This is a genomic window from Pandoraea pneumonica, from assembly GCF_902459645.1.
Classification (GTDB): Bacteria; Pseudomonadota; Gammaproteobacteria; order Burkholderiales; family Burkholderiaceae; genus Pandoraea; species Pandoraea pneumonica.
Genome location: NZ_CABPSK010000002.1, coordinates 281,742 through 307,651 on the forward strand (window position 1 = coordinate 281,742; position 25,910 = coordinate 307,651).

Sequence of the window (25,910 nt, forward strand, 5' to 3'; positions counted from 1 at the left end):
ATCACTTGGCCGGAATGACCTGCACCGGCGCGTTGGGCGACTCGCCATACATGGCCGGTTCGTACATCGCCTCGACACGCGTGGGCGGCGTCGCAAACTTGCCGACGTTATTCAGGCGCACTGTGTATTCGATACGGTGTTGGCCCTTCGGCAGGTAGTCGTAATAGGCACGGTAGACATCCTGCGCGCGCTCCTCGAACGCTGGCATCGCGCCTTCGCTGCGCTCGCCCTGCGTCGCAATCGCAGAATCACGACCCAGCCCGCCGCCCAATACCGTTGCGCCGCCCGGCAGCGGATCGCTCACGACGACCCAGCGCATATCGGCTTGCGCATCGATATCGAGGCGCACGCGCAACACGGCACCGCGAACAAAGTTGTCGCCCGATTTGTCGGCGGCATCCTGCACCTGCACCGTACGCGTGACCCGATAACCCGCCGAGAACGGTGCCTTGAGCGGCACCGCTGCGAGGCTTTGAATCGTCGCCCACGGCTTGCCTGCACCGCCCTGATCCAGCCGCAGCACGTCGCGTCCGCTATCGGACCCGGGTGCGGCCTGCGCGAGCCAAGGCAGCGATACCGGCGGCGGCACGGTGCCCGCTTTCAGCTTGTCCCAGTCGACGGTCTGAACGCCGCCGCTCGTCTGGTTGTCGCGCTGCCACTGGATCGCCGTCTGGCCCGTCGGGGTGTCGCGTTCGAAACGCGCCGAGAAGCGATCGACCGCCAGCCCGCCCCAGACGTTTGCCGTCGTCGTCGACCATGCCCCGCGCGACTGCAAACCGAGCAAACCAATGACCAAACGCGGCATCTCGTCCTTCCACGCCGGGTTGGCGTTCATCAGCAACGCCAAGCGTGCGGCGTTGGTCTCGGGGCCAACCATCAGCCACCAGAGCCCGTCGCTCGACTGTGTCGAGAAGCCCACGCGGGTGCCCTGATACGACAGCCGTGCACGCAGAATCTGCTCGGCCTGCGCCATTTGCTCGGCACGCTGCGGCACGTCGGGCAGACGTTGCAAGATGGCGTACCAGTCGATGACGGCCGACGTCGGCCAGTCGTTCGGCGCAATCGTCAGGGAACTGAGCATGCGCGCGTTGGCGCGGCCGTAGCGCGAAAGCGCTTCGATCGCCGTGAGCTTACGCAGCGTTAGGTCGTCACGCGGAGCCCAGAACTTGCGCGTCAAGCGTCCTTCGACAAACGCCGCCAACCCGTCTTCCATGCGCGCGAGCGCATCGTCGGGGATGGCATACGCCGGGTCGAGCGCCTTGGCCTCATTGCTGACAGCAAGCAGATAGGCGGTCAGCGTGTCGCTGCCCTGATTCGCAAAACCTTCCTGCGGCGGGAAGTAACTCGCCAAACCGTCTTCGTCGAGGTACGACGGCAGCGTGCCCGTCACGCGCTTCCACTGCGCGACATCACGCAATCCCAACGCCTTCGACGCCTGTTGTTCGAGGCAGGCATATGGATACAGCTCGAACCAGCGCTTCACGCCCGGCAACCCCTGAGACAAGCGCGGCTGCAAACTCACACGCACGCCGCCGCGCAGCTTGCCAGTGCTGTCTGCCACGGCCCCGGCGGGCGGTGCCATCGGCAACGTGAGGCTGCCTTCCACTTGCGTCAATACCGACTGCTGCACGGTCGCCGGCAACGCGGGCTGTATGTCCTGCCCCACCTTGATGGCGTCGCTCGCGGCCGCACCACCCCCTGCCGCCGGTGCTTGTGCAGAGACTTCCCACAACACGCGTTGCGCACGCGTATCCGCCAGCCCCGTCGGTGCGGTCACTTCCCACGCCACTTCGCGGGACTCCCCTGCCGGGATGTCGACCCGTTGCGGTGCCAGCGTGAGTTGTGTCGCCCGAGCGGTCAATTGCACCTGCATGGCGTGCTGCGTGGTGTTGCGCACGGTAAATTGCGCGCGATAGTTATCGCCCTCGCGCACCAACGGCGGCAGCCCCGAGATCAGTTGCAGATCCTGTGTCGTGCGGATCGTCGCCGTCCCCGTGCCAAACCAGCCGAGGGCCTTCGCACTCGGGTCACCCGGCTTTCCGTCGTCGGCAATCGCCACGATGCGGAAGCTCGAAATCGCGTCGTTGAGCGGCACGTCGACGCTCGCCTCGCCCTTGTCGTCGAGCACCACGCGCGGTTGCCACAGCAGCAACGTATCGAACAACTCACGCGTCGGGCTCTTACCCCCGCCCCCACCTGCCGGTACGGCTTTACGGCCGTAGTGTCGGCGGCCAATGATCTCCATCTGCGCCGTCGCCGTCGTCACGCTGTAGCTGCGGCGCTGCCACATGGCGTCGAGCAGATTCCAACTGGTGTTCGGTGCCAACTCCAGCAGCGCCTCGTCTACGGCGGCAAGCGCCACTTCCGAGCCGGCCGGCATGGGCTTGCCGTCTGGTTGAGTGACCTTGATACGCACCTTCGCATGACCGCGCACCGGGTACGTCGCCGCGTCTGGTTTGACTTCAATGCCAAGACGCTGACCCGCGGTCCCCACGCGAAGCTCCGTCACCCCAAAGCGATAGGCGGGCTTGCCCAGATCGACCAGCCCGGTCGGCGCTTGATATTCACGTCCCTCGTACCAGAACGCCCGGAACCATTCGAGCGGCTGCTTCCAGCCCCACTGGAAGAACGAATACCACGGCACTTCATGAATGCGGCCTCGCACCGCCAACACCGACACATAGACGTTAGGCCCCCACGACGGGTCGACCTTGAGCGAGATGTTCGGATCCTTGCCCGAAATCTCCATCGTGCGCGTCTCGATCACGCCCTCGCGCTCGATCGCCACGAGTGCCGTCGCCGTACGGAACGGCATGCGCACCTGCAATTTGGCCGTCTCGCCCGGCTCATAGCTGCGGCGCTCCGGCAGCACATCCATACGATCGGTGTTATCGCCGCCAAACCACACCTCCCCGCGCCCGGTGACCCAGACGCTGGTCGTGGCCGTGCTCAGATTGCTCTTGTCGTCTTTCGCTTGCGCCACCAGCGTGATTTCACCCGGTTGCGTGAGCGACACGTCGCACGACAACAGTCCGCGATCGTCGGTCTTGCCGCTACATACCGTCCCAAGGTCCTTCACCTCGGTGCGGTTGTCGTAGGCGTAGAAGCCACCCACCATGCGCTTGCGGCTACTGGTGGTGATGCGCGCTTCAGCACGCACGTCCATCGCCACGCCAGACTTGGGTTTGCCTTGCAGGTCGAGCGCAAGCGCCTTCACGGGCAGCTTGTTCGTCACCGATACCCAGCTTTCGCTGCGCACCCCGGTAATCAGATTCGCCGGCCACAGCGTGGCGTTGCCGCGCAGCGTCTGAATCTCGCCATTCGGATCGGCAAAGCTGGCCTCCAGCACCAAATCGCTCGGCCGGTCGACCTTCGGCAGATCTTTGAGCGTGAGACTGCCAGCACCATTGCGATCAAGCACCAGCCGCTGCTTGTCGGCCACGAGCTTCTGATCGCTCGCCCCCGCCCCTTCGTCGCCATTCTGGTCGTCGTCGTCCGACGCACCAGCTTGTGCCGAGGGTGGGCGATAAGGCGTGAAGCTAAAGTCGTCGTAGCCGTCGAACGTCAGGTCGCGCGGGCGCATCAATGCCGACACGCGCACCGGCAAATTCCCGGCCGGCCCGCCTGCCACGTAATTCACCTGCACGTTCAGCGGCGCTTCCGTCTTGTTGATGAGCGGTGACTTCGCAGCGTCTCGCACGCCGATGCTGCCCGCCAACACCGGCAGCCGGAACGCTTCGACGCGGAAGTGCCCCGCATCGAGCGACGCCGGGTAGTTGGGCGGACGCTTGTCACCGTCGGTGTAGTCGAGCGTCACCGAGTACTCGCCAAGCTTGGCGCCCTGAGGAATCTGGAAGGTGTTCTCCGCTAACCGGCCGTTACGCCACGTCACCGGTTGCGTGTAGGTCTGCCCGGAGCCTTCGTGTGTGATCGTCAGTTGCGACGGCAAACCACCCGGCAGCGACAACCCCTGCATCGTCTCCTGACGAATGAAATGTTTCATCGACACGGTTTCACCGACGCGGAACAGCATGCGGTCGAACACCGTTTGCGCACGCACGGTCGGGCTGCTGCCGCCATCCGTCGGCACATGGAAGCGCCACGGCTCGATGCCGCGATTCCAGTCCGAGGAAACGAATGCCATATCGGGATCATTGCCCTGCGTGCGAGCCACGACAAAGTAGCCCGATCGGCTGCTCTTCTCGCAGTACTTGTAGCTCTCGAATGGCTTGTCGATCTTCGCAACGCCCGTCTTGTCGGTCACGGCGGTCGCGACTTCATTACCGTCGCAATCAAGCACGCGAACGTTAGCGTTGGGCACGGGCTGCCCCTTATCCAGCGTCGTGACCCAGGCCACGGCGTTGTCGCGCCCCATCTTGAAATGCACGCCGAGATTGGTGACCAGCACGGTCGTGCGCACATACATCGGCAGCGATTTGCCGAGCAGCGCCGCCCCCAGCGAGGGGGATGCCAGTTCCACCACGTAGAAGCCCGGCTTCTGGAACGGAATGCCGACAACCTCGAACGGGCGCGGGTCCTTTTCTTTCGGCACCGGTAGCGTCAACGCCTGCACGCCTTGCAGCCCAGAGAGCAGCGACAGGCTGCGCGTGTCGTAACGCGTCACTTTGTCTTCGACCGTAGCCGCAGCGTTGGGACCGAAGCTGTCCTTGGCCGCCGGGCCCGAGAGAATCGACGGCATTTCGGTGGCAATCTGCTTGCGCGTCATCCAGGTTTCGTCGAAACGGCGCACGCGAGACAGCCACGTCAAGACCTGCGCATCGTCGTCCACACGCAGTTGCATCGTGCGGCCGTTGATCGCCGCCTCGCCCGCCACGCCCAGGCCATTGATCTGCAACGCCGGTTCGACCTTGCGCAACGTCACGGGCAGCATCGGCGGCATGCCGGGCTCGGCAAAGCGCTCGACGATGCCGAACGGTGCTGCGGCAAACTTCGCCAGCGGCGGCATCGTCGACGTCTTGGTGCGAAGCGGAAACTCGCTCGCGTTGGCGAGCGGTCTGCCGCTGTCGTCGGTGAAGCCCTTCGGGAGGTTGATCGTCAGCTCGGCCTTTTCGGGGAACGGGGCATCGAAGGTCACATCGGTGACGCTCGACGCACGATCGTTCGCGTCGAATTTTGGACTGCGTTCCGCCCCGGCGCCTTCCACGCGCAGCTTGGCGGCCATGTCGCGTGCGACCGGCGAATTGAACGTCAGGCGTAGCGGGCGCAGCGGCGTGCACGGGGCGTTGGCGTTCTCGCGCTCACAACTAAAGCTCGCCGTGAACGGCTCCCGGACGTCGTATTCGAAGGGTCTTGACTGACGCGTGGCCACGCCCGACGGCGTTGCAATGCCTGCGCCCCAGACGAAATGCATCTTGGCACCGGCAGCCAACGTGCGATTGCATTGCAGCATCACAACGCGCTGCGCCTGCTTTTCCAGATTGAATCGCTTGAGGAGTGCCGTGCGGGCATCGCCCTCGATCCACTTCACGCCGATGCGCTCACCAATGCCTTCGGTCTCGCACCAAGCGTTTTTGCGCACGCTGGCCGGATCGGCTTCGCCGTTCAGCGTGAGGACGAATATCTGGTTTTCATCGATGGGACCGTACGACGGGCGAATGCCCGTCACGGCGGGGCCGCCGGTATTGAACGCGTAGCGCGTCGTGCCGGACAGCGCGGCGCCGGACACCGCCGACAAACCGCTACGCATCTCGACCGTGCATTTCGCGCCGGGCGGCAGCGATTGCTTGAAGTCGTACACCCAGATTTTGGGTTCGAGCCAATGGCCGTCGCCAGTGAGCTTCGGGTCGGAGCAGCGCACCGTGGCAGGTGCCTGTGCTCGCGGGTCACCCGCTGGGACGATGGCCTCGTCGAACTTCACGACGACTTGGTCGACGCTAGCGACTTCGCCCTGGGGACTCACACTCGTCACACGTGCGGCCTGTGCAGGCGACGCCGAGAAAATGACAAGGCTCAGTGCCGCCCACGCCAAAGGCGCTACCGGCCAGACTCGTTGCGTTCGGCTATGCATGCCGGACTCCTCCCTGTTTCTGGTCTTCCGGATTCTACCCCGCACCTTTTGGCATCTCGAACCATTTCCCATGACATCGGTGTGCAATGACAGCAATTCGGATTCCAGATAGCAAAGCTTCGGAAAATCTGCGTGTGGGCCTCAGACTCGGCCTATGTCACACTGGCAACTTCCTGTCTTCGCGCCCCTTCGGCGCCATCTGCTGCCCATGTCGATCGCCTTTCTCCACCCGAAGAAGAATGCGCTGGTCTATCTGGTCAAGATTCTTACCGGGTCGCTGATCGTCTGGTTCGGCCTGCGAGCTGCCGGTTTTCCCGAGCCTTATTGGGCGATGATTTCGCTCATTATCGTGACCGAGCCCGACCCGCTACAGGCGCGCAGCAACTTCAAGGCGCGCTCGATCAACACGATCAGCGGTGCGATCGTGGCGTGTATTGTCTTGCTGGTGATGGGGCCGGGCTTGCCGGCCATGCTGGTGGGAATCACCATCGCCACACTCGCGGCGATGCTGGTGCAGAACTATCCGGCCAATTGGCGGCTGGGGCCGGCCACGGTCGTCATTCTGATGTCCGCCGCACTGAGCGGTCAGGGACAAGGGCTGCACGAGGAACTGAGCCTCGCGATGTTGCGCGTGATCGAGGTGTTGGTCGGCTCGACCGTCGCGCTCATCATGTCGCTGATCTATGGGCGATACATCAAGCCCAGGTTGATGCCGGAGGACTAAGTCCGCCGGCCCGGCCCGATCAGTCGTCCGAGCCGCTCACCCGGCGCACGCCCGTGCTGCGTGCCAGATAGTGCAGCGGCAGCGAGTTACTGCGCTTGAAGGCGCTCAACACGATGTTCGAGCGCACGTTTTCCACGCCCGGCACCTGCATCAGGCGCTTCATCACGAAGGCCGACAAGGCATTGAGATCCGGCACGACGATGCGCAGCAGGTAGTCAGCCTCGCCCACCACCGCGTGGCATTCGAGGACTTCCGGCAAGAGATCGATCTCGGCCTGAAAACGCTCGATGACGTGGTCGCCATGATGTTGCAGGCGTAGCGTCGTGAACGCCGTCACCCCAAGGCCCAGAACTTCGGGCCGCAACACCACCCGATACCCCTCGATGATGCCCGCCGCTTCAAGTCGCTGAAGCCGCCGGCCGATCTGCGACGCCGAGAGCGCCACATCTTTGGCCAACTCGTGATGCGTGGCCCGTCCGTCCTTCTGCAAGGACTCCAACAGGGACAGATCGTAGCTATCCAGATCAACCATGACGATTCTCCGCAATAAATCGCTTATTTTTGCGAACTTTATGCAAACGGCTTTCACCACAGGCGCATTATGCGCCCATTTCGCATGCCATGCGCACTACACTTTCAATCATTGTTACAGCCTTTATTGAGACGTAAGCATCATGTCCACCACCGCCATGCTCCAGGAGCAATTCGACGCCGGTCTCACGACCCGGCCCGACTTCACCATCGATCAACCCGTCGAGCAATACGGCGCGGTCGATCACGCGGTGTGGCAACAGCTTTACGAACGCCAGACCGCGATGCTGCCCGGTCGTGTGTGCGACGCCTTCATGGATGGCATTCGCGCACTCGACATGGACGCCCGCCGCGTGCCGGAGTTCGCCCGTCTGAACGAAAAGCTCATGGCGGCCACCGGCTGGCAGGTGGTGGCGGTGCCCGGACTCGTGCCGGACGACGTCTTCTTCAACCATCTGGCGAATCGCCGTTTTCCTGCTACGTGGTGGATGCGCCGCCCCGATCAGCTCGACTACCTGCAAGAACCCGACTGCTTTCACGATGTGTTCGGTCACGTGCCGTTGCTTGCCAACCCGGTATTCGCCGACTTCATGCAAGCCTACGGTCAGGCCGGCAAGTTTGCGCAGGAAATCGGCGCGTTGCCGCTGCTCGCCCGCCTGTACTGGTACACGGTCGAATTCGGCCTGATGCGCGATGGCGATGGCCTGCGCATTTATGGCGCCGGCATCGTCTCGAGCCGTGGCGAAACCGAGTTCTCACTGACCTCGCGCGAGCCGAACCGCATCGGCTTCTCGCTGGACCGGGTACTGCGTACGGAATACCGCATCGACACGTTCCAACAAACGTACTTCGTCATCGACGACTTCGCCCAGTTGTTCGACGCCATGCGCGCCGACTTGCCCGCGCTGTTCAAGGCCCTGGCCACTGCACCGTCGTTCGCCGCTAACGCCCGCCTGCCGCAAGATACGCAGATCGTTCTGCCGGCATAACGGCCCGGCCCGATCGCTTCGGGCCGTTTCCGATATTGGCACCGCCCGCCCTCGGGATCTCACCCGAGGGTGGGATCTTGCACGCACGTGCCATCTGCCTGTGAAACAATAGCCATTCGACGGGCTCAAAAGGCGCGTCGATTCGATATTCGATTCGTACTGTACTGAATACGCTTTGAAAGGAATGCCATGACAACACGACTCTCATCCGAGGCGCGCGCCGAACTGGCCGAAAAACTACCCGAGTGGCATCAGGTAGTCGGTCGCGACGCCATCCAGCGCAGCTTCACGTTTCACGATTTCAATGAGGCGTTCGGCTTCATGACGCAGGTTGCGCTCAAGGCCGAAAAGATGAATCACCATCCGGAGTGGTTCAACGTCTACAACAAGGTCGACATCACGCTGTCCACGCACGATGCCGACGGTCTTACCCAACGCGACGTCGATCTGGCGCTCGCCATCGATCAGTTTGCCGGCGATCGCGCCTCGGCCTGATCTCGGGCGTCGCACTCGTCAACTTCTCACCCAGCATCGGACGGTATCGCGGCCCATCGAGACATCTCGATAACACTCAAGGCCCGGTCCGCACCGATGCCGCGGTTAGCTTCACCATCCCCGCTTATTCAGCGTGTCAGCCTTTCGGCGCGAGCAACGTGCCGCGACACTGCTTGCTGCCGCAATGGCAGGCGTACTCTCGCTTGAGTTTGGCGGTGTAACGCGCATCGATCACCAGACCGTAATCATAGAAAAGCTCTTCGCCTTCGTCGATATCGCGCATGGCGTAGATCTGTACGTGTTTTCCCTCTTCGCGGGCTTCGCAATTCGGTGCGCACGAGTGGTTGATCCAGCGGGCGTTATTGCCGTCGACTTTGCCGTCGATGCAACGGCCGTCTTCCAGACTGAAGTAGAAGGTGTGCGTGGGGTGCTCGGGGTCGTGCGGATGCCGGCGCAAGGCTTCTTTCCACGAAATGATCTCGCCCTTGTACTCGATCACGCGCTCGCCCTTTTTGAGGCGCCGGATCGCGTACACACCCTTGCCGTGGACGCCGGACTTTCTGACTTCGATTCTGCGCTTAGCTGACATGTATATGCGACGAGTTTCGTGGGTACAAAAGAGCGCAGTGTACAGGGCCGCGCCGGTCATGTGCGTGACAAGTCCCGACGAAAAAAAACGCCACCCATGCCGGATGGCGTTCCCCCCTCGTTCGCGCCGCGTATGCGTTGCGACGAATGTCCGGCGCTCACACCTTGCTGTAGAGCTTCCAGACCTTGCGCTGCGTGGCGATGTCGGCGTCCTCGTGCGAATTGCAATCGAGAGGAATTCGCGAATCGTCGTACGTCGCATTGAAGTGATTGCAGTGGTACTGCCCTTTGCCACGCGGTGCCGCTTCGAAGTGCGTGCAGGTCAGGCACATGCGCTGCGGTGGCATGTCGCCCCGCTCTTGCATCGTGAAGACGAGTTTGACGAGCGCGCGGTAGAGCTGGGCACATTCCTTGTCGCCCAGCGAATCGGCGGCGGTCGTCAGGAAGTTGGGCCACTGCGACGCCCGCTTGGCGGCGGTACGGCCGCGAGCAGTGAGTCGAAGTGCCAGTGCCCGGCCGTCGTTGGCATCGCGCCTTTTCTCGACCAGCCCTTTGGATTCCAGTGTGCTCACGGCCTCGCTGACCGTGGCCGATGTGAGTGCGGCATCCTCCGCAATCTCGCCCAATCGCATCGGCACGCCACGCGAGAGCAAGAGCGTCAGAATCTCGCCCTGCGTCGGCGTCAATCCAGCCAATGCCGCGCCCTCCCAGGCGTGGCTCCGTAACGCTGTCCCCATGCGCAACAAACCTGCCGTTACGCGCTTGGAGAGCGCTTCATCTAGTGGGGTCGGAGTAGCCATGATTTTCGTTAGGATTTCTAAAAACTATACGTCGGTAAAACAGCTTGTCAAATTTACTCGCAGGCGGTGCATCACACGATATGCCTTGCCTTTCCATCAATTTCGGCGCCCCGCCCGGGGGAAACCCTGACCCACTTCCGTGTCGATACGCGACGGCAAGTCGCTGTTGAACCTGCCTTCCCGCCACGATTCCATTGTGTGTTCTGAGTCGAATTTTGGCGTATCAGTTCTTGTACTGATCTCCCAAATCCTAGGCGGAATGTTTACAAAATATTGGTGTCCTGCTCACTCGGCGGTCGAATCGTGACAGCGTCAAAAACATTTCGCATCCCATGCGAATTGGCGCGCCGCCCCAATAGATGTAACGCCTCGGCTTGTCTCGCACCCCGCACCAATTTCAGCCAACCGTGCAAAGCCGCGCCGGACTTGGCTCGCAGGCCGTAGCGACGCTTTTTGTTGCCCCGGTGTCCCTGTTACGTCCCCCAAAAAACTGGCTCGAACATCGAGAGATCCGCGTCGCTTTATCGCATGCGAGCGCGTATACGAAACGCGCATTCGTTTCGAACAAAACGCAAATGTTCTGAAACACGAACGACGACCCTCGGTCGCGTTACGAGACGTTCTGCAAAAAATTCGGGGGATGAGCGGATCGGCATGTCCGGTGAGGCCACCTTTTTGACATGCGAAGTGAAGAAATAGACGACGCCCGCGATTTCGCGCGTTACAGCCAATAAAACCAACATCAATCACTTCTGACAACACGCGCGGTACGTCACAAAAACAGAGTGGCGAGATTGTAGCCGCGAACCTCGCACGCCACGCGAGAACGTCAAAATTATCCACAAAACCGTGTTTTCGGGGGTCTCTTGCACAATATTTAGGCGCCTGTGGATAACTTTCTGGATAAGTTATCGGAGTACGTGTGCATGGGTTCGGGATAACTTGCCAATCTTTCCACAGGGGGCAAAAACTGTTCAGAGTTGTTCTTGGGATACCCGCTGTTTGTCCATCCAGTTCTCAATCGGGCAAGTGGCTGTTTACACGGCGTTAACTGTGGTTATCCACAGCAGTGGGCTGCCTTTGTTAACTACTACTATGTATACATACAGTAAACCTATTAAAACCTTAAAACCTTGCTACGAGCGCCGCAAAAAACGGAAAACCCTGTCAGGACGAACAGTGGAAAACGCAGCGCTTGCGATGCGTGTACTAGTGGCTCGCCAAGAGGCTCACTAAGGCCTGAGAAGCCTCAGAGAAACCGTGCAGGCAATAAAAAACCCCGCCAAGGCGGGGTTTCGTAACACCGATCGCAGAACGACGGCTTCAGGTAGCTCACTCAGGCGGTCAAATCAGGCTGCCCATCGCAAGCACTGCTGCCGAACCATCTCATTGAGCGACTTCGCGTCCGCATGAATCTGACGCAGCCAGACCGCGTCGTTGGTGCCTGACGCCACGAGCTGACGGATCTCCTCGCACGCGGCTTCGGCTTCGAGCACCACTGCGTGAGGCTTGATGATCTCCAGCGTTTGCGAAATATGCTGCCCCAACGTGGTGCGCTCACCGCTTTGCGGATCGACGTAAGCACCTTCCAAACCGAAACGGCAGGCTTCGAAGCGGTTGAACGTATAAACGAGGTAATCGTCCTCGCTGAGCGTGAACGGGCGTTCCTCGAGCAGATAACGGGCCAGAGACTGGATGTAACAGGCGATGGCAGCCGCGCGATCGACCGATAAGGGGGTATCCATCACTCGGACTTCGATCGTCCCAAAGCCCGGTTTTGGACGGATATCCCAGTAAAAGTCTTTCATGCTCTCGACAACGCCGGTTTTGACCATCTTGTCGAAGTACGTCTCGAAGTCTTCCCACTTGAGCACGAACGGCGCACGGCCCGAGAGCGGAAACGCGAACACCGAGTTCAAACGCGCCGAATGGAAGCCCGTATCGACCCCCTGCACGTACGGCGAAGACGCCGACAGCGCAATAAAGTGCGGGATATAACGCGACATCGCGTGTAGCAGATACAAGGCGCTGTCGGGGTCCGGGCAGCCGATGTGAACGTGCTGACCGAAGACCGTGAACTGCTTCGCGAGATAACCGTAAAGCTCGGAGAGGAAATGGAAGCGCGGCGAGTCGTAAATCGTGCGCTCGCTCCAGCGCTGAAACGCGTGGGTGCCACCGCCGCACAAACCGACGTTGAGTTGCTCGCTGGCCGCGACCAGCACGTCGCGCACACGCCGCAATTGCGAGACGGCGTCGCTGTGGTGATGGCAGATATCGGTCGAAAGCTCGATCATGCTTTCGGTCATTTCCGGTTTGATTTCTCCCGGATGCGTCTCCTTGGCGACCAGCCGCATGACATCGGAGGCCGCCTTCGTCAGATCGTAATCGTGGCGATTGACGATCTGCATTTCCAGCTCGACACCGAAGGTGCACGGCTTCGAGGGAATGAATTCTTCTAATGACATGGCTTAATCCTTCCGTTCACCGACAAGGGCCAATGCCCAATAGACCACCAACGGCCCAACCAGTTGCAGCAACGCGATGGTGCACATCACCACGGCCTTGAGCATCGGGTCGAACTGCGGGTAGATGTCGTACGTGTCGGCAACGAGTACGAGCGCAAGACTGGCCATCGGGCAAAGCGCCAGGCCAAGCGCAACGGCTTGTTTGTAACTGATGCCGGCCGGATGGGCGACGGCGACCGTCCCAACCACCTTGGCCAGCAAACGCACCACGATGATCGCTGCTGCGGCCACACCGCCGATCACCACGTATTGCCACTGGAAAGCCAGTGACGTAAGCACGAAGAGCACCACAGCGAGCAGCCATCCGGCCGTGCCGAAGTACGCCGGCCAGAGCTGCGGACGCTCGTCGAGATTCCGGAAAATGATGCCGGCGAGCAGCAGCGTGAGCGAGTTGGGCAGCTTGAGCATGTGCACCAGCGCGACCATCAGCATGATCAGACCGATCAGCATCACAAACGCATGGTGGTCCTGGCTGCCGAACTTACGGAACACCAGATTGCAGGCCTTGGCCAGCACGAACGCCAGCACGATCGAGCCGATCAGCAGATACAGCGGATGGAACAACACTACCCAATAGCTCGAGTGGTACGTCTGGTGCATCCAGCCATAGACGAGCTTGACGGCGACCACCGCGTAAATGCTGTTGAGCGCAGCAAGGGCTAGCAGTCGCTCCGTGACCTGACCTTCGGCGCGCAACTCGTTCTTGAGCTGAACGACCACCGCAGGCGAGGTCGCCATGCTGATCGACGCGATGAGCATCGACGTGAGCGGCGCGACGTTGAACACTCGCAGCACCGCGTAGACGGCGATGAGGGTCAGTAACGCTTCAAGCGCGCTGGTGACGATCAGCCACGAATTCGCCCGCATCCATTTCAGATTCAGGCGGCTGCCGAGTTCGAACAGCAGCAGACCGAGGGCCAGGTCGATCAGTAGCCGGATGGCCGCGCTCGTTTGCGCGTCCAGCATCGATGAAAGGCCCAACGTACCGCCGACCAGCCCGACCACCGCGTAACCGGTGATGCGCGGCAGGCGCAGTCTCCGGAAACAGATTTCTCCTGCCAGACCGGCAAATACCAATGCCAGACCAGCGAAGAAAACGGGATCAGGCGCCGGCGGCCAGCCCGGGAAAAGGGACAGTTCCGACGTCATATTGCTCGCTTTGCGCCGCTTGACGGCGCATCAAGTGGTGAAAAGGAAAAGAATGTCGCGCGCGGGGTTGCAGACAAAAAGACAAATGCGCGACGAACCCTTAGGGTTGGGCCCATTTTGCCACACTCGGTTTGGAGGGCTCTTTCAGGGGGTGTCCCCGCCCGGGAAGCCCCGCCGTCTGGGGCTTGCTTGATGCCAGGTTCCTGAAGACGGCGCCGCAGGCGAATCCCGGCGAGTCAGCCCTACCGCCAAGGGGAAAAGTGCCGGGGGCAAGCGCGCAGCGCGACGCCCCGCCTGTGGCGGGCCTTGAACCCCAAGGGGGTCAGATTCGATTTATTTGGGGAGAGATCAGAGATTACAGCCCACGCAGCCGATGCAGTCGACCTACGCGGCGAACGGCCGGTCGGCCGGTTTCATCTGTCGAAGCGGGTCAGGCCTTGCGAAGCGCCTGCAACAGAAACCGGGCCGGGTCGATGGCGTCGGCCAGGTCGCTACCGATGGGCCACGGTTCGCCTTCGATCTGGCTGGCGACCAATTCGGCACACAGCGAAGCGAACACAAGTCCGCGAGAACCGAACGCAAAGCTCGCGTACAGGCCTGACAGGCGAGGCAGGTCCCGCAGGTGCCCCCCGGCCAGCCGACGGCGCTCCGGCGCGCTGCTGGCGATTGCGGCCATTTCCGGCAACTGCCCGGCCATTGGCATCCGGTCGGTGACGAGCGCCCGGAACGCCGTGCGCCCGCCAAGCTCGGCGGCGGCGCTCTCGCTCCCCAGTCCGCCGTCTTCGTCACCGAGCATTCGCGCGTGGCCGGGCAGCAAGGCAGCGAGGCGGCGCAGATTCGCTTGGTGGTCGCCGACACGCACGTCGGTCGCCGGATCGTCGAATCCGTACGTGGCACCGGTGATCGGTCCCGCGCCGCCCAGTGGCGACGGGGCGACGTAGCCTTCGCCGCAGACCGGGATGCGAAGGTCAGGCAGCGAATCCGGCGGTAGAAAGGTCAATTGACCGCGCACGCGTTTGACGGGGATGAACTCGGGGGCGAGATAAGGGCCGAGCAGCCGTTGCGACTCGTCTGCGGCGGTGACGATCGCGACCGCGGCGTCGGCCAACACCCGGCCGGCTTCGTCGAGCGCCACCCAGCGGCCGTCGCGTCGTTCCAGCCGGTCGACGCTCACCCCGTAGCGGGCATCGAGCGCGGGGCCCGCCGCCACGAGTTCCGCGCGGCACAGCATCGCTGGCGCCAGCCAGCCGCCCTCGGGGAACCAGAGCCCGCCATACGCCAGCGTCTCTCCGGCGAGTGCCGACGCCTGTGCGGCGTCCACCCACTTCACGTATTCCTCGGGATAGCCCTGCACCGTGACGAGTTGCGCCAAGCTTTTCGCCTCCTCGTCGTTCGTCGCGACTTGCAACAGGCCGTCGGCGCGTCCGGGCAGGCCGCCCGGCAGCGTGCGCCATTGCGAAAGCGCGTAGAGGAAACCGGCGCGCGTGAGGCGCGCGAGCACGTTGTCGTCCGCGGACAACTGCGGATGGAAGACGCCCGCCGGGTTACCGGACGCGGCCGACCCCGGCGCTTCCGCCCGTTCGAACAGCTTTACCCGCCAGCCGCGCGCGACTAACCGCAGCGTCATCGCCGCCCCGGCCATGCCTGCACCGATGACGATCGCTGTCGGGGGCTCGGCGGCAGCCTCGTCGAGCGGGGCCGGAGCCGAGCCGGTCACGTGCCCTGCCCCGTCTTCACGCCATTGCGAGGCGGCGGGCGGGTCGTAACGACGCATGCGATACGGCGGCGCATAGGGCCCCGCCAGCGTCTCGGGTTCGTGCCCGAAGCCCGGGCGCTGCCCCACTTGAAAACCGGCAGCGATCAGGTCGCGCCGCACCGGTTCGAGACTGGTGTAAGTCGAGAGCGTGGCGCCATCGCGGGCCAGCTTGCCGAGCGCCTTGAAGACAGGCGCTGACCACATCTCGGGGTTCTTGACGGGCGCAAAGCCGTCGAGAAAAAACGCGTCCGCACCGACCCGCAAGTCGGGCATCAGAGTGAAAAAGTCGCCGAATCCAATGCTCAACACAACGCCAGGGGCCGGTTCCAGCCGGTGCCAACCCGCTACCGGCAACGGCCACATATCGCACAGCCGTTGTGCGAGCGGCGCGAGTTCGGTCATGCCCGGTTGCAGCATCAGGGGTTCGAGCATCCGGCGCAGATCGCGCGGACGGAATGGGTATTTTTCGACGGAAACGAAATGTAGCCGCTTGGCCCGTAGCGGGTCGTCACGCCATGCCGCCCACGTCGCCAGAAAATTCAGCCCAAGACCGAACCCCGTCTCGACGATCACAAACTGATCGCGCTCCCGCCAGCGCTCGGGTAACCCGTTGCCCTCGAGAAAGACATGACGTGCCTGGCCGAGTGCGCCGTCGGTGCGGTGATAAACGTCGTCGAATCGGGCGGAATAAGGCGTGCCTGCCGCCGTCGTCTCCGGTTCGGCCGGAACGATGGGACCCAAATCCGGGCGGCGCTTCACTCGCCCTCCCGCTCTTCGGTCACGATCTCGATCAGCCCGGGCAACGACACCACGCCCAGCCATCGGCCGTCGGCTGCCGCGACGGGAATCCAGTCGGCATGCATCTTTGCAACGGATCGCAACGCGCTCACCAGCGCCATTTCGCCGTCGAGCGGCTTACAGGCGCTGACGATTTCGGTCCATTGTTCCGGCTTGCCCGTCGCCTGCCGCCGCCACCAACTCGCGGCGTCCAGCGTGCCGACCAGCCGTCCGTCGTCCGCACGAACGACCAGATTGCGGTAGCCCGTGTCGACGAATCGCTCGCCAATGGACTCTGCCGAACTGGCGGCGCTGATCACGGCATCGCTAGCCTTGATGTCCACGACCAGCGACGACAGCCGCATCTGACTGGCTTCACCGGTCATCGACAGCCAGCGCCCGGCCACCTGATTGCGGCGTAGTGACTTGGCGTACACCGAGTCTTCGCGCAACGTTTGTGCGGTGAGATAGGCGGTGACGCAGGCCAGCATGAGCGGCAGCACCACCTGATAACTCAGCGTCATCTCGAAGATCATCAGAATCGACATAAGCGGCGCGTAGGTGGTGGCGGCGAGAAACGCGCCCATACCGACCACTGCGTAGCTGCTTGCGACCGATGCCGTGGCCGGTGCCAGTGCGTTCATGGCCAGACCGTAGAGGCTGCCGAGCGCCGCGCCGACGAAGAGCGTCGGGGTGAACACGCCGCCCACCGCGCCCGACCCCGCCGAAGACGCCGTCGCCAGCACCTTGAACACCAGCACCATGGCGAGTGCCTGCCACGCCCAGTGCGTGTGGAGAATCGAGTTCACCACGCTGTAGCCGTTGCCCCAGACCTGCGGCACTTGCAGCGAGAGCACCCCGACGATCAGTCCACCGAGCCCAAGCCGTACGAAAAGCGGCAGCGGCAACGCACCGAACCGTTCCTTCGCCGTGTCGAGCAGGCGCAGGAAAAGCGGCGCGAGCACGCCCGCGAGGATGCCTAAGCCGACATAAAAGAACACTTCCCAGCCCGACACGAAGTCGAAGCGCGGCATCTGATACACCGCTTCGTAACCGAGAAACTGGCGGATGACGATATTGGCGATGACCGAGGCGACGACCAGCGGCCCAAGCGTGGCCGTGGAAATCGAGCCGTAGACGATCTCGGAGATGAACAACGCACCGGCGATCGGCGCGTTATACGCGGAGGTGATGCCGGCGGTCGCGCCGCAGGCGACGAGCAAACGCAGCCGTTCCGGGGGGAACGCCAGCACCCGGCCCACGAGCGAGGCGAACATCGCGGCGAGCTGCACCATCGGCCCTTCCCGCCCGATCGACGCGCCCGACGCCACGGAGAACAGCGACGACGTGCTTTTCACCAGCGTCTGACGCAGGCTCAGCACCCCGGTGCCGATGGCAATGGCCTCCATGTAGTCGTCGGAGCCCTTTTTGGGCACCCAGAGCGTGGCGTACTGGAGGATCAACCCGGCGAAGAGGCCGCCCGCCGTCGGCAATAGCAGGCGCTGCCACCAGTTGAGGTTTTGCGCGAGCTCGACCATGCCGCTGTGATGACCGGCGAGCAGAAATTGCAGCCCGGAGAGTGCTTCGCGAAACGCGACGGTGGCCAACGCACCCAACAGACCGACGATGCCGGCAAGCAGCAGCGTGATTTGCAGGGTGTTGGGCGCGAACTGACGGCGCACCCACACGACGACGGGCAATTTGGCCCAGGCGGACACTGCTGACACGGATAGGAGACTGTCGTGATCGAAATTGGGTCTCATGGTATCGACCGACGACTTAATTTGAAAGCGCGGGACCGGCGAAAAACTGAGTGTTGCTCAGATAACGTCGTTTTGGGCGCTGTGAGAGTGCTTTTCTAGTAGGTGACCGGCTGCGACGAAGACTTTGGCTGGCGCGATGATTTTCTCCGGATTGGAATTCGCGGGCCTGATTACCGCAAGGATCGAATTTCAGCGCCCGGACTATTTAGCACCCGACCTGCTTTCAGCGACTTTGGCCGAACGCAATTTCACCTGCCGCTCAAAAATATGAGCAACCCTCAGATAAGGCATTTTCGAATGAGGCTTTTTGCGGGGGCGCCGTCTGCGTTGCTTATCCATGCGATCGATTCCAGAGCCGCGCCACCTACCCCGTGATTTTCCGCATGTTCCGAATTTGCTCCGACTTCTGAGCACCATTCAGATAAAGGTAATTTACGAGGCTCTGACGGGTGCGCGGAGTGGATTGGAACCTTATTTCTCGACATGCGCTGGATGACCTGCACCGTTTTCTGCGCACCGGATTAGGCGACATTCCCGCTATGGGCCAACAGCATTCGCAAGCAGCCAGCGCGGTGCTGCATAGACGCCGCCGTGCGACCGACCATGTGACGCGCAATGTGACCGTCATGCGAGCGTCATATCAGTGAGAAACGAACTGGTCACATTCCATGCAGTGAAATAGAATGGCACGCAATCGAAATTGGAACTGAAAAGTAATACCCGAATGCCAGTCAGTAAAAAAGCCACACAAAAATCACCCGTGTGTCTGGAAGAGCAGTTGGGTTTCGCGTTGTACTCGGCGTCGCTTGCCATGACAAAAGCGCACAAGCCGATGCTCGACAGACTCGGGCTGACGTACTCGCAATATCTCGCGATGGTCGTGCTGTGGGAGCAGGACGATATCGCCGTCAATCAGCTCGGCGCACGTCTCGGGCTCGACTCAGGCACACTCACCCCGTTGCTGAAAAGACTGGAATCTATGGGGCTTTTGACGCGTCGGCGGGGGCAAGAGGACGAGCGTCAGGTATTCATCGACCTCACCCCGCGCGGTGCAAATTTGCGTCGTGAAGCGCGCCTGGTCCCCGCGCAAATTCAGGCCGCTACCGGTCAATCCGACACCGCGCAAAAGACCTTACGCAATCTCTTGCTGCAACTGCGCGACGCCCTTGGCGAAGCCTGAAAAAAACAAAACGCGCGCCTCTCGTGAGAAAGGCGCGCGTCACTAAGTTGTGCGCAATCTAATGGCTGATCAGTTCGTCGGTACGAGCATCTCGAAGCCGTCGATTTTCTGTACGGTGTAGCCAGCGTCGCGCCATGCGTCGAGACCGCCGAGCAACGGACGCACTTCCGAGAAGCCCTGTTGCCGCAATTGCTGAGCGAGCCGCGCGGCGGTGACCTCGTTCGGGCACGCACAAAACACCACAATCCGCCGGTCGCGCGGAATATCTCTGAGCATGTTGGCGATGTCGTCCGGCTCGATGGCGAGCGCGCCCGGGATGGTGAACGGATCGACCGCGCGCCGCGCCGCCGAGCGCACGTCGATGACCACCGGCGTGATTTCGTCCTTCATCCATTGCTCAAGCGTTTGCACGCCGATGCGCGCCATGCGCAGCGAGCGCAGCAGCCGATAGCGGTTGAGCCATCGGTTGAGCAGGTAGAGCGCGAAAATCACCACCACCAGCCAGAGCACGCCCCGGCCCAGCGCATCGAAGGCGTCGAGCACAGACACGATGTGCGACGCGAAGCCCACGCCGAGCGCCACGGCGACCCCCGACCACAGCATTGCGCCGAGCGCGTCGTAGAGCAGAAACTTACGCCACGACACACCCAGCGCCCCAGCCATCGGCACCGACAGTGCGGACAGACCCGGCACGAAGCGCGCGAACAACAGCACGCGCACGCCGTAGCGGCCCATCGACCCTTCGGTGCGGCTAACGCAGGTGTCGGGCGAGATCGACAGGCGGCACATCAATCGCAGAATGTGGTGACCGTAGCGACGCCCGGCCAGAAACCAGATGGTGTCCCCGAGCAGTGCGGCGACGGTCGCCAGCGCGACGATACCGGCGGCTGGAAACAGCGCCGTCGACGCCGTGACGATGAGGGTGGGATAGGCGGGCAACGGCAGGCCGAGCGCCTGTCCGAAGATGTTCAGAAAGACGAGCCAGAATCCATAGCGGGCAATCAGATCGAACAACATGCCGTTACCTGTGGCGAATTTGCGTACCTATTTACGCAATAACGCATCGTATCCTTCGCGCGTGTCCGCCAGTAGCCCGGAATGCGAAAAGTATTGTTGCTCTTTTGGAACGATCGCCGCAGCTATCGCGGTATTAGTGCGGCGCTATTGCTTAATTAACGGGCCATCAATGCCCCATCGACGCCTTCGCACCGCGCTTGGGCTTCGTTACCCAGACGAGCGCCGCCATCGCGAGAAACACATAGCCAGACAGGTGGAACACGTCGTTGGTCGCCAACATGAACGACTGTCGCGTCACCAGATCGTTGAGCACGCCGATTTCCGCCCCGTTGACGAGCCCTAAGCCCTGCCGCAATTGGTCGAGATAGCTCGTCGTGGCATCCGAATACGGGGTGACGCTTTCCGCCAGACGCGCGTGGTGGTAAATCGCCCGGTCTTCCCACATCGTCGTGCTGACGGCGGTACCGATCGCCCCCGATAGCGTGCGGAAGAAGTTCGACAGCCCCGAGGCCGCCGCCAGCCGGTCGTCCGTAATGCTCGATAGTGTGATGGTCGTGACCGGCACGAAGAAGCACGCAATGCCGATGCCCTGCACCAAACGCGGCTCGATCACCTTCGCGAACGACAAATTCAACGCGAAGTGCGAATTCCAGAACGACACCCCCGCGAACACGAAGAAGGCGAACGAGGCCACGGCGCGCAAGTTCAGTTTGTCCATGTTCTGCCCGATGATCGGCGAGAGCACTAGCGCCAGCAATCCGACGGGGGCGGTGGCCAGCCCCGCTTTACCCGCCGTGTAATCCATCACCGTTTGCAGCCAGAGCGGGAAGATCACGACCGAGGCGAAAAACGTCATAAAGCCGAACGAGATCACCACCACGCCGAGCGCGAAATTGCGGTCTTTGAAGAGCGTGAGATCGACGATAGGTTTATCGGAAGTGAGCTCCCAGAGAATCAGAAAGGATAAACAAACGGCGGCGGTGATCGCGAGCGTGACGATCAGGCCGTTGTTGAACCAGTCGCGATCTTTGCCGAGGTCGAGCATCATTTGCAGCGAGCCCACGCCGACGGCGAGCAGCACCAACCCGACGAGATCGATGGGAATCATCTGCGTTTTGGTTTCATGCCCGCGTAGCAGGAGGTAGCACGCGACCGCCGAGAAAATGCCGACGGGCACGTTGATGTAGAAGATCCACGGCCACGTGTAGTTGTCGGTGATCCAGCCACCGACCACCGGCCCGAAGATGGGCGCGACGATCACCGTCATCGCCCATAAGCCGAGCGCGAGACCGCGTTTTTTCTCGGGAAAACTGCGCAGCAGAATGGTTTGCGAGAGCGGCACCATCGGGCCGGACACCAGCCCTTGCAGCAGCCGGAAGAACACCAGCGATTCCATGTTCGGCGCAAGGCCGCACAACATCGAGGCAATCGTGAACAGCGTGACCGACGTCACGAACAGCCGGACTTCCCCGACGCGACGCGCCAGCCATCCGGTGAGCGGCACGGCGATGGCGGCGGCTACCGCGTACGAGCTGATGACCCACGTGCCCTGACTGTTCGAGACGCCCACACTGCCCGCAATGGTGGGCACGGCCACGTTGGCGATCGACGTGTCGAGCACTTCCATGAAGGTGCCGAGTGCAAGCCCAACCGTGAGGATGGCCAGTCGCCCACCGGTGAGCGGTGCGCCCTGAGGCGCGGCGGTGGGGCTGGCGGTGGCGGCGTCGGACATGCAATGCGTCTCCCTGAGGTGGCGACGGCGATCTCGTGTCGCCTGTCATGCCGGATCATTCCGAATATTGGATGGTGCCGCAGATTCACGGGGGATGTGCGACGCAAGTTTGGTAACAGCGCTCTAATTGCGACCCTTACGCTTCGTTGGCTCGCTTGCACAGTGGTGAACCGCGTGGAACGTGCGTCCTACAAGGGTTTGCCCGAAATCGTCGTCGTACTGCATGCGGCGGATGCGGTAAAACCCCGTCCGTTGGCGATCACGAGACGTTTTTGGCACTTGACGCCAGTGATCGTACAAGCTTGAATCGCCGATGACGCCCGATGCGGAGGTTTTCGCGTCGCTGCCCCTGGGCGTTGTCGTGCTGGCTCATAAAAACCAAAGACTCGCACCGCGCGCTACGCGCCAACGGTGCCGGGCAACGGCAAAAAACCACAGGAACAGCCCCATGCAACCAGGCAGCGTCATTCCCCTTCAGTACGGCGAGTTTCTCGTCCTGCTCTCGTTTCTGATTTCCGCGCTCGGTGCCTATGTGGCGCTCGTGGCCGCATCGCGCATTCGTAACGAAGACGGCGGCATCAGCGTCGGCTATCTGGCCGTCTCGGCGCTTGCGTTGGGCGGCATCGGCATCTGGGGTATGCATTTCATCGGCATGGCCGCGCAGCGCATGCCGTTCCCGGTCTCGTATGCGTTATGGCAGACCGTGGGCAGTCTCGCACTCGCCGTGGTCGTGTCGGGTGCGGCGCTCTGGTACGTGGCGCAGGCGCCCTATCGCAACGCCATGCACTGTGTGATCGCTGGCGTCGCTGGCGGTCTCGGCATCGCCGGTATGCACTATCTCGGCATGAACGCGGTGCGCACGCAGGCTGTCTTCCAATGGGATACGACCATCATCGCCCTGTCGATCCTCATCGCGATGGTGGCGGCGAGCGTGGCGCTGTGGCTGGCGTTCCATTTGCAGACTAGTCTGCAACGCGCGCTCGCGGCGATTGTCATGGCCATCGCGGTGTGCGGCATGCACTACACCGGCATGTTGGCGGGAACGATGATCTGTACGGCGCAAACGCGCGCACAAGTCAGCCCGCGCTTGCAGGGCGATCTGCTGCCGTATGGCGTCTTTGCGATTGCCTGCATCGTGCTGCTCGGCATGGGGACGTTGCTCTATCGCACGTCGCGCCGACGCCGTGAGCGCATGGCGGCGCGACTCGACGCCGTGATGCAGCAGCGCACCGGGCACGTTTGATCGATCAGCAAAGGGGCGATTAACCGCTTACACGAAGCCTCACGCGAAGTTCTCCCCAAGAATGCAAAACGCCGGTCCATCGAAAGACGGACCGGCGTTTTGTTTCAGTGGTTAGGACGTGCTGTTACGCGCACACGCGGCGATTCAATGCAGGATAGGGCTACTGGCACCAACGGGCATGACGTCGCCCGTCTCGATCAGGTCGGCAATGAAGAACGGTTCGGTGTTGAGTTCACGTGATGCCCCGGGTTGGCCGGCGTACCAGCGCACCATCGCCATGTCGCCCAGCACACGGGTCACGATGCCGATGGCGCCTTGTGGCACTGCGATGTGATTGGATTTGACGATCGATCCGACTTTCACTTGAGTCTCCTGCGAATAACGAAAAACGACGCGCCGCGCGGTGCTTTCATGCGGGCGAATCGTCATCCGACTATACCGTATTGCGCAGTCGACTTCCCCGATTTCTCCGGCATCGTGGTGAAAATTCCATCGTGTCCGTCGCCATGGTGTTCAGCCAGCACGCGGTAGTGCGGCCCGCGCGGCGTGCGCACGGAATGCACCAGCACATAGCCATCGCAATGCCACGAGAGCGGACGGGGATACGGATCTGAGGGCGCGCGCCGCGCATGTCGCAGCAGCGTCACGTGTGGCCGGAACGACTGCGTGACGACACGTGCGCCCGTGGCACGCCATTGCGAGAGCAGCGTATCGCGCGTGGCGATCAGACTCTCGGGCACCGCGGGCGCACCGGCCCAGACGATCTTGCGATCGGACCAAAAGCCCAGATGATCGAAGGTAAGCGAGAACGGCGCGAGTGGCGTGCGCTGCATCAGGGCGAGTAGCACCGGCAGCCGGGCGGGATCGACCTCGTCGAGAAAGGCGAGCGTCAGGTGAAGCGTCTGTGCGCGAAGCACGCGCCCGCCGCATTCCGAATGAGCGGCCACCGCCCATTCGTGAAGCTGCGCGCGCACGCCCGGCCCAGGCCAAAGGGCAAGGAAAAGTCGCATGAGAACACCAGTCGTTGTGTCCTGCTGATGACTCTCATAGTAGACGGGCGGCGGCGCGAATTCCAGCCGCTCAGTTGGTCGACACGCCCGTATTGATGCCGTTGCGGCGACCGCGACGCGGCGTTTCCGCGGGCTTTTCGTCGGTTTTGGCTTGCACCGGCGGGTGCATGATGCTGTTCCAGTTGTTCTGGATGGCGGCGTCGGTGTTGTCGCGCGAGACGGCGCGCGAAATGTCGGCGCTCGGGTTGAAAGCGGGCGCGTTTGCCGCGTTACCTGCTCCGGCGGCAGCCGTCGAGTTGCCAGGGGCCGGGGTGTTCTGTGCGTGTGCGGACGGCGTCGCCAGCAGCGCGGCGGCAATGGCGACGGGCAGCGTGAGCCACAGCGCCGTGCGCGCGGACAAACGAGCGGCGCGCGGGGAATGGGCAAACGTGGGGTGGGCCATGGAATTCTCTCGGGACGACACCGGCGCAGCCGCGGCCCACGGTTACGTGGGGGCGCGTGCTATCGCGGTGTCTGGGGTTCTGAAATGTCAGTAAGCGCCGGTGGGCGGTCTCCAGCCCGGGGGCGGCGGAGGCGGAGGTGCGTAACGCTGCGCCGGTTGCATCGGCTGCGAAGATACCATGTCGCCTCGCACAGGTACGCGATTGCCATAGGCGTACATGCACTGAACGTAGGCCTGATCATAGCGGCTTTGCGTCATATATGCAGACGACTGGGCGTTGCCCAGACCGACGGCGCTGCCGGTCAGCAGACCGGCACCGGCGCCGATGGCGGCCCCTGAGCCGCCGCCGAAAGCGGCACCTGCGGCAGCGCCGATGGCGGTACCGATGACCGCACTGCCGATCGCGCTGGTGTTGGCGGCGCTGGCGGTATCCATGCCGCCGTTTTGGCCTGAGGCGAACTGACGACAGTTGAAGTCGTCCTGCCGGAACTGATCGAACGATTTATTCGTGCCCGGCAGCGCCATGACGCTTGGGCCGCCCGGCACGACGGCGCAGCCAGCGAGCGTTGCGGCGGCGGCCACGATGGCCAGCGGGGTGGCAATACGGCGCTTGGAGAGCTTGGAGAAGAACGATTCGAATGACATGCGGCGCCTCCCGATCAGTTAGCCGGCTGCGCCGGCACTTCGCGCCAGCCTGCCGGGCAGGTTTTTACGTACGGGTAGTAGGCACCGGCCTTGTCGCAGTAATACCAGGTGTCGCTGCCCTCACCGGGTTGACCGGGTTGCGCGCTCGCTTGCGGTTGTTCGATGTATTGCTGCGGTTGGCTGGGCACGACGACAACGGGCGGCGCGTAATACGGGGCCGAGTAGTACGGATACGGGTACGCGTAGGGATAGAAGCCGGGGCCTACCCAGACGCGCACACCGCCACGCCAGGCAAAGGCACTGCCGCTCATGAGCGCGGCGGCCACGGCGACGAAACCGAGGACAACAGGTAAACGTTTCACGGCACAGACCTCGAAAGAACTGACTCCCGGCGCGGTGGATTCCGCCTCGCGTACGCGCGTCGCACTTGAATTGGATGTGACGACACAACGCCCTGGAGTTGACGCTTCGGAGTCTAGGCCCGTCCCTTCGGCGTAGCAATTACGGTGCCTGTTA

General features: G+C 62.4%; 20 protein-coding genes. 5 read left to right on the forward strand and 15 right to left on the reverse strand.

Going from position 1 to position 25,910, the window contains the following annotated elements:
- Position 1: 1 nt before the first annotated feature.
- Positions 2 to 6,028 (reverse strand): alpha-2-macroglobulin family protein, encoded by a 6,027-nt coding sequence (locus PPN31114_RS10355; protein WP_150679440.1) that lies wholly within the window; start codon positions 6,026 to 6,028, stop codon positions 2 to 4.
- 208 nt (positions 6,029 to 6,236) lie between these two features.
- On the opposite strand from PPN31114_RS10355, the gene PPN31114_RS10360 reads away from it, so the two are divergent.
- Positions 6,237 to 6,752, forward strand: coding sequence for an FUSC family protein (locus tag PPN31114_RS10360; protein WP_150679441.1), 516 nt, complete (start codon positions 6,237 to 6,239; stop codon positions 6,750 to 6,752).
- Positions 6,753 to 6,771: 19 nt separating this feature from the next.
- Here the strand turns inward: PPN31114_RS10360 and PPN31114_RS10365 are convergent, their stop codons facing one another.
- Positions 6,772 to 7,284, reverse strand: a complete 513-nt coding sequence (locus tag PPN31114_RS10365) for an Lrp/AsnC family transcriptional regulator (protein ID WP_150679442.1) — start codon at positions 7,282 to 7,284, stop codon at positions 6,772 to 6,774.
- A gap of 142 nt (positions 7,285 to 7,426) precedes the next feature.
- On the opposite strand from PPN31114_RS10365, the gene phhA reads away from it, so the two are divergent.
- Together phhA and PPN31114_RS10375 are read left to right on the forward strand one after the other, a co-directional pair.
- Positions 7,427 to 8,272 carry a phenylalanine 4-monooxygenase gene (gene phhA / locus PPN31114_RS10370; protein WP_174987906.1) on the forward strand — a complete coding sequence of 282 codons (846 nt, stop codon included), beginning with the start codon at positions 7,427 to 7,429 and terminating at the stop codon, positions 8,270 to 8,272.
- Positions 8,273 to 8,461: 189 nt separating this feature from the next.
- Positions 8,462 to 8,767 carry a 4a-hydroxytetrahydrobiopterin dehydratase gene (locus tag PPN31114_RS10375; RefSeq protein ID WP_150679443.1) on the forward strand — a complete coding sequence of 102 codons (306 nt, stop codon included), beginning with the start codon at positions 8,462 to 8,464 and terminating at the stop codon, positions 8,765 to 8,767.
- 136 nt (positions 8,768 to 8,903) lie between these two features.
- On the opposite strand, the gene PPN31114_RS10380 is transcribed toward PPN31114_RS10375, so the two are convergent.
- The 6 genes from PPN31114_RS10380 to PPN31114_RS10405 form a co-directional block, all read right to left on the reverse strand.
- Positions 8,904 to 9,356: an SET domain-containing protein gene (locus PPN31114_RS10380; protein WP_150679444.1), complete on the reverse strand. Its 453-nt coding sequence runs from the start codon at positions 9,354 to 9,356 to the stop codon at positions 8,904 to 8,906.
- 157 nt (positions 9,357 to 9,513) lie between these two features.
- Positions 9,514 to 10,155, reverse strand: a complete 642-nt coding sequence (locus tag PPN31114_RS10385) for a MarR family winged helix-turn-helix transcriptional regulator (RefSeq protein ID WP_174987909.1) — start codon at positions 10,153 to 10,155, stop codon at positions 9,514 to 9,516.
- A gap of 1,349 nt (positions 10,156 to 11,504) precedes the next feature.
- A complete protein-coding gene (locus PPN31114_RS10390; RefSeq protein WP_150679445.1) occupies positions 11,505 to 12,620 on the reverse strand; it encodes a YbdK family carboxylate-amine ligase in 1,116 nt (371 codons plus the stop codon).
- Between the two features lie 3 nt (positions 12,621 to 12,623).
- Positions 12,624 to 13,829, reverse strand: coding sequence for a cation:proton antiporter (locus PPN31114_RS10395; protein ID WP_150679446.1), 1,206 nt, complete (start codon positions 13,827 to 13,829; stop codon positions 12,624 to 12,626).
- Between the two features lie 430 nt (positions 13,830 to 14,259).
- Complete coding sequence (mnmC, locus tag PPN31114_RS10400) at positions 14,260 to 16,344, reverse strand: bifunctional tRNA (5-methylaminomethyl-2-thiouridine)(34)-methyltransferase MnmC2/FAD-dependent 5-carboxymethylaminomethyl-2-thiouridine(34) oxidoreductase MnmC1 (RefSeq protein ID WP_246182499.1); 2,085 nt, start codon at positions 16,342 to 16,344, stop codon at positions 14,260 to 14,262.
- A complete protein-coding gene (locus PPN31114_RS10405; protein ID WP_306439724.1) occupies positions 16,341 to 18,050 on the reverse strand; it encodes a ClcB-like voltage-gated chloride channel protein in 1,710 nt (569 codons plus the stop codon). The genes mnmC and PPN31114_RS10405 overlap by 4 nt, the downstream gene beginning before the upstream one ends.
- Before the next feature lie 799 nt (positions 18,051 to 18,849).
- On the opposite strand from PPN31114_RS10405, the gene PPN31114_RS10410 reads away from it, so the two are divergent.
- Positions 18,850 to 19,305 carry a MarR family winged helix-turn-helix transcriptional regulator gene (locus PPN31114_RS10410; protein ID WP_150679449.1) on the forward strand — a complete coding sequence of 152 codons (456 nt, stop codon included), beginning with the start codon at positions 18,850 to 18,852 and terminating at the stop codon, positions 19,303 to 19,305.
- Positions 19,306 to 19,374: 69 nt separating this feature from the next.
- Here the strand turns inward: PPN31114_RS10410 and PPN31114_RS10415 are convergent, their stop codons facing one another.
- The gene (locus PPN31114_RS10415) at positions 19,375 to 20,322 is read right to left on the reverse strand and encodes a DedA family protein/thiosulfate sulfurtransferase GlpE (protein ID WP_150679450.1); all 948 of its coding nucleotides are present in this window, start codon (positions 20,320 to 20,322) and stop codon (positions 19,375 to 19,377) included.
- A 166-nt stretch (positions 20,323 to 20,488) separates the two neighbouring features.
- Entirely contained in the window at positions 20,489 to 22,054 is a 1,566-nt protein-coding gene (locus PPN31114_RS10420) for a DHA2 family efflux MFS transporter permease subunit (RefSeq protein WP_150679451.1), read from the reverse strand.
- Positions 22,055 to 22,502: 448 nt separating this feature from the next.
- On the opposite strand from PPN31114_RS10420, the gene PPN31114_RS10425 reads away from it, so the two are divergent.
- The gene (locus PPN31114_RS10425; protein WP_150679452.1) at positions 22,503 to 23,297 is read left to right on the forward strand and encodes an MHYT domain-containing protein; all 795 of its coding nucleotides are present in this window, start codon (positions 22,503 to 22,505) and stop codon (positions 23,295 to 23,297) included.
- A gap of 144 nt (positions 23,298 to 23,441) precedes the next feature.
- On the opposite strand, the gene PPN31114_RS10430 is transcribed toward PPN31114_RS10425, so the two are convergent.
- From PPN31114_RS10430 to PPN31114_RS10450, 5 genes are all read right to left on the reverse strand, one after another.
- Positions 23,442 to 23,660, reverse strand: coding sequence for a hypothetical protein (locus PPN31114_RS10430; protein ID WP_150679453.1), 219 nt, complete (start codon positions 23,658 to 23,660; stop codon positions 23,442 to 23,444).
- A gap of 62 nt (positions 23,661 to 23,722) precedes the next feature.
- Positions 23,723 to 24,307 carry an RNA 2',3'-cyclic phosphodiesterase gene (gene thpR, locus PPN31114_RS10435; protein WP_150679454.1) on the reverse strand — a complete coding sequence of 195 codons (585 nt, stop codon included), beginning with the start codon at positions 24,305 to 24,307 and terminating at the stop codon, positions 23,723 to 23,725.
- A 70-nt stretch (positions 24,308 to 24,377) separates the two neighbouring features.
- Entirely contained in the window at positions 24,378 to 24,749 is a 372-nt protein-coding gene (locus tag PPN31114_RS10440; protein ID WP_150679455.1) for a hypothetical protein, read from the reverse strand.
- An 87-nt stretch (positions 24,750 to 24,836) separates the two neighbouring features.
- On the reverse strand, positions 24,837 to 25,394 hold the full coding sequence (locus PPN31114_RS10445) for a hypothetical protein (RefSeq protein WP_246182500.1): 558 nt from the start codon (positions 25,392 to 25,394) through the stop codon (positions 24,837 to 24,839).
- Positions 25,395 to 25,408: 14 nt separating this feature from the next.
- Positions 25,409 to 25,756, reverse strand: a complete 348-nt coding sequence (locus tag PPN31114_RS10450) for a hypothetical protein (RefSeq protein ID WP_174987912.1) — start codon at positions 25,754 to 25,756, stop codon at positions 25,409 to 25,411.
- Between the last annotated feature and the right edge of the window lie 154 nt (positions 25,757 to 25,910).

Coding starts and splice junctions, on each gene's coding strand:
- thpR (WP_150679454.1), bottom strand. CDS start 24,307: ATGCGACTTTTCCTTGCCCTTTGGCCTGGGCCGGGCGTGCGCGCGCAG.
- phhA (WP_174987906.1), top strand. CDS start 7,427: ATGTCCACCACCGCCATGCTCCAGGAGCAATTCGACGCCGGTCTCACG.
- PPN31114_RS10425 (WP_150679452.1), top strand. CDS start 22,503: ATGCAACCAGGCAGCGTCATTCCCCTTCAGTACGGCGAGTTTCTCGTC.
- PPN31114_RS10440 (WP_150679455.1), bottom strand. CDS start 24,749: ATGGCCCACCCCACGTTTGCCCATTCCCCGCGCGCCGCTCGTTTGTCC.
- PPN31114_RS10395 (WP_150679446.1), bottom strand. CDS start 13,829: ATGACGTCGGAACTGTCCCTTTTCCCGGGCTGGCCGCCGGCGCCTGAT.
- PPN31114_RS10420 (WP_150679451.1), bottom strand. CDS start 22,054: ATGTCCGACGCCGCCACCGCCAGCCCCACCGCCGCGCCTCAGGGCGCA.
- PPN31114_RS10415 (WP_150679450.1), bottom strand. CDS start 20,322: ATGTTGTTCGATCTGATTGCCCGCTATGGATTCTGGCTCGTCTTTCTG.
- PPN31114_RS10365 (WP_150679442.1), bottom strand. CDS start 7,284: ATGGTTGATCTGGATAGCTACGATCTGTCCCTGTTGGAGTCCTTGCAG.
- PPN31114_RS10385 (WP_174987909.1), bottom strand. CDS start 10,155: ATGGCTACTCCGACCCCACTAGATGAAGCGCTCTCCAAGCGCGTAACG.
- PPN31114_RS10355 (WP_150679440.1), bottom strand. CDS start 6,028: ATGCATAGCCGAACGCAACGAGTCTGGCCGGTAGCGCCTTTGGCGTGG.
- PPN31114_RS10375 (WP_150679443.1), top strand. CDS start 8,462: ATGACAACACGACTCTCATCCGAGGCGCGCGCCGAACTGGCCGAAAAA.
- PPN31114_RS10390 (WP_150679445.1), bottom strand. CDS start 12,620: ATGTCATTAGAAGAATTCATTCCCTCGAAGCCGTGCACCTTCGGTGTC.
- PPN31114_RS10410 (WP_150679449.1), top strand. CDS start 18,850: ATGCCAGTCAGTAAAAAAGCCACACAAAAATCACCCGTGTGTCTGGAA.
- PPN31114_RS10445 (WP_246182500.1), bottom strand. CDS start 25,394: ATGTCATTCGAATCGTTCTTCTCCAAGCTCTCCAAGCGCCGTATTGCC.
- PPN31114_RS10380 (WP_150679444.1), bottom strand. CDS start 9,356: ATGTCAGCTAAGCGCAGAATCGAAGTCAGAAAGTCCGGCGTCCACGGC.
- PPN31114_RS10360 (WP_150679441.1), top strand. CDS start 6,237: ATGTCGATCGCCTTTCTCCACCCGAAGAAGAATGCGCTGGTCTATCTG.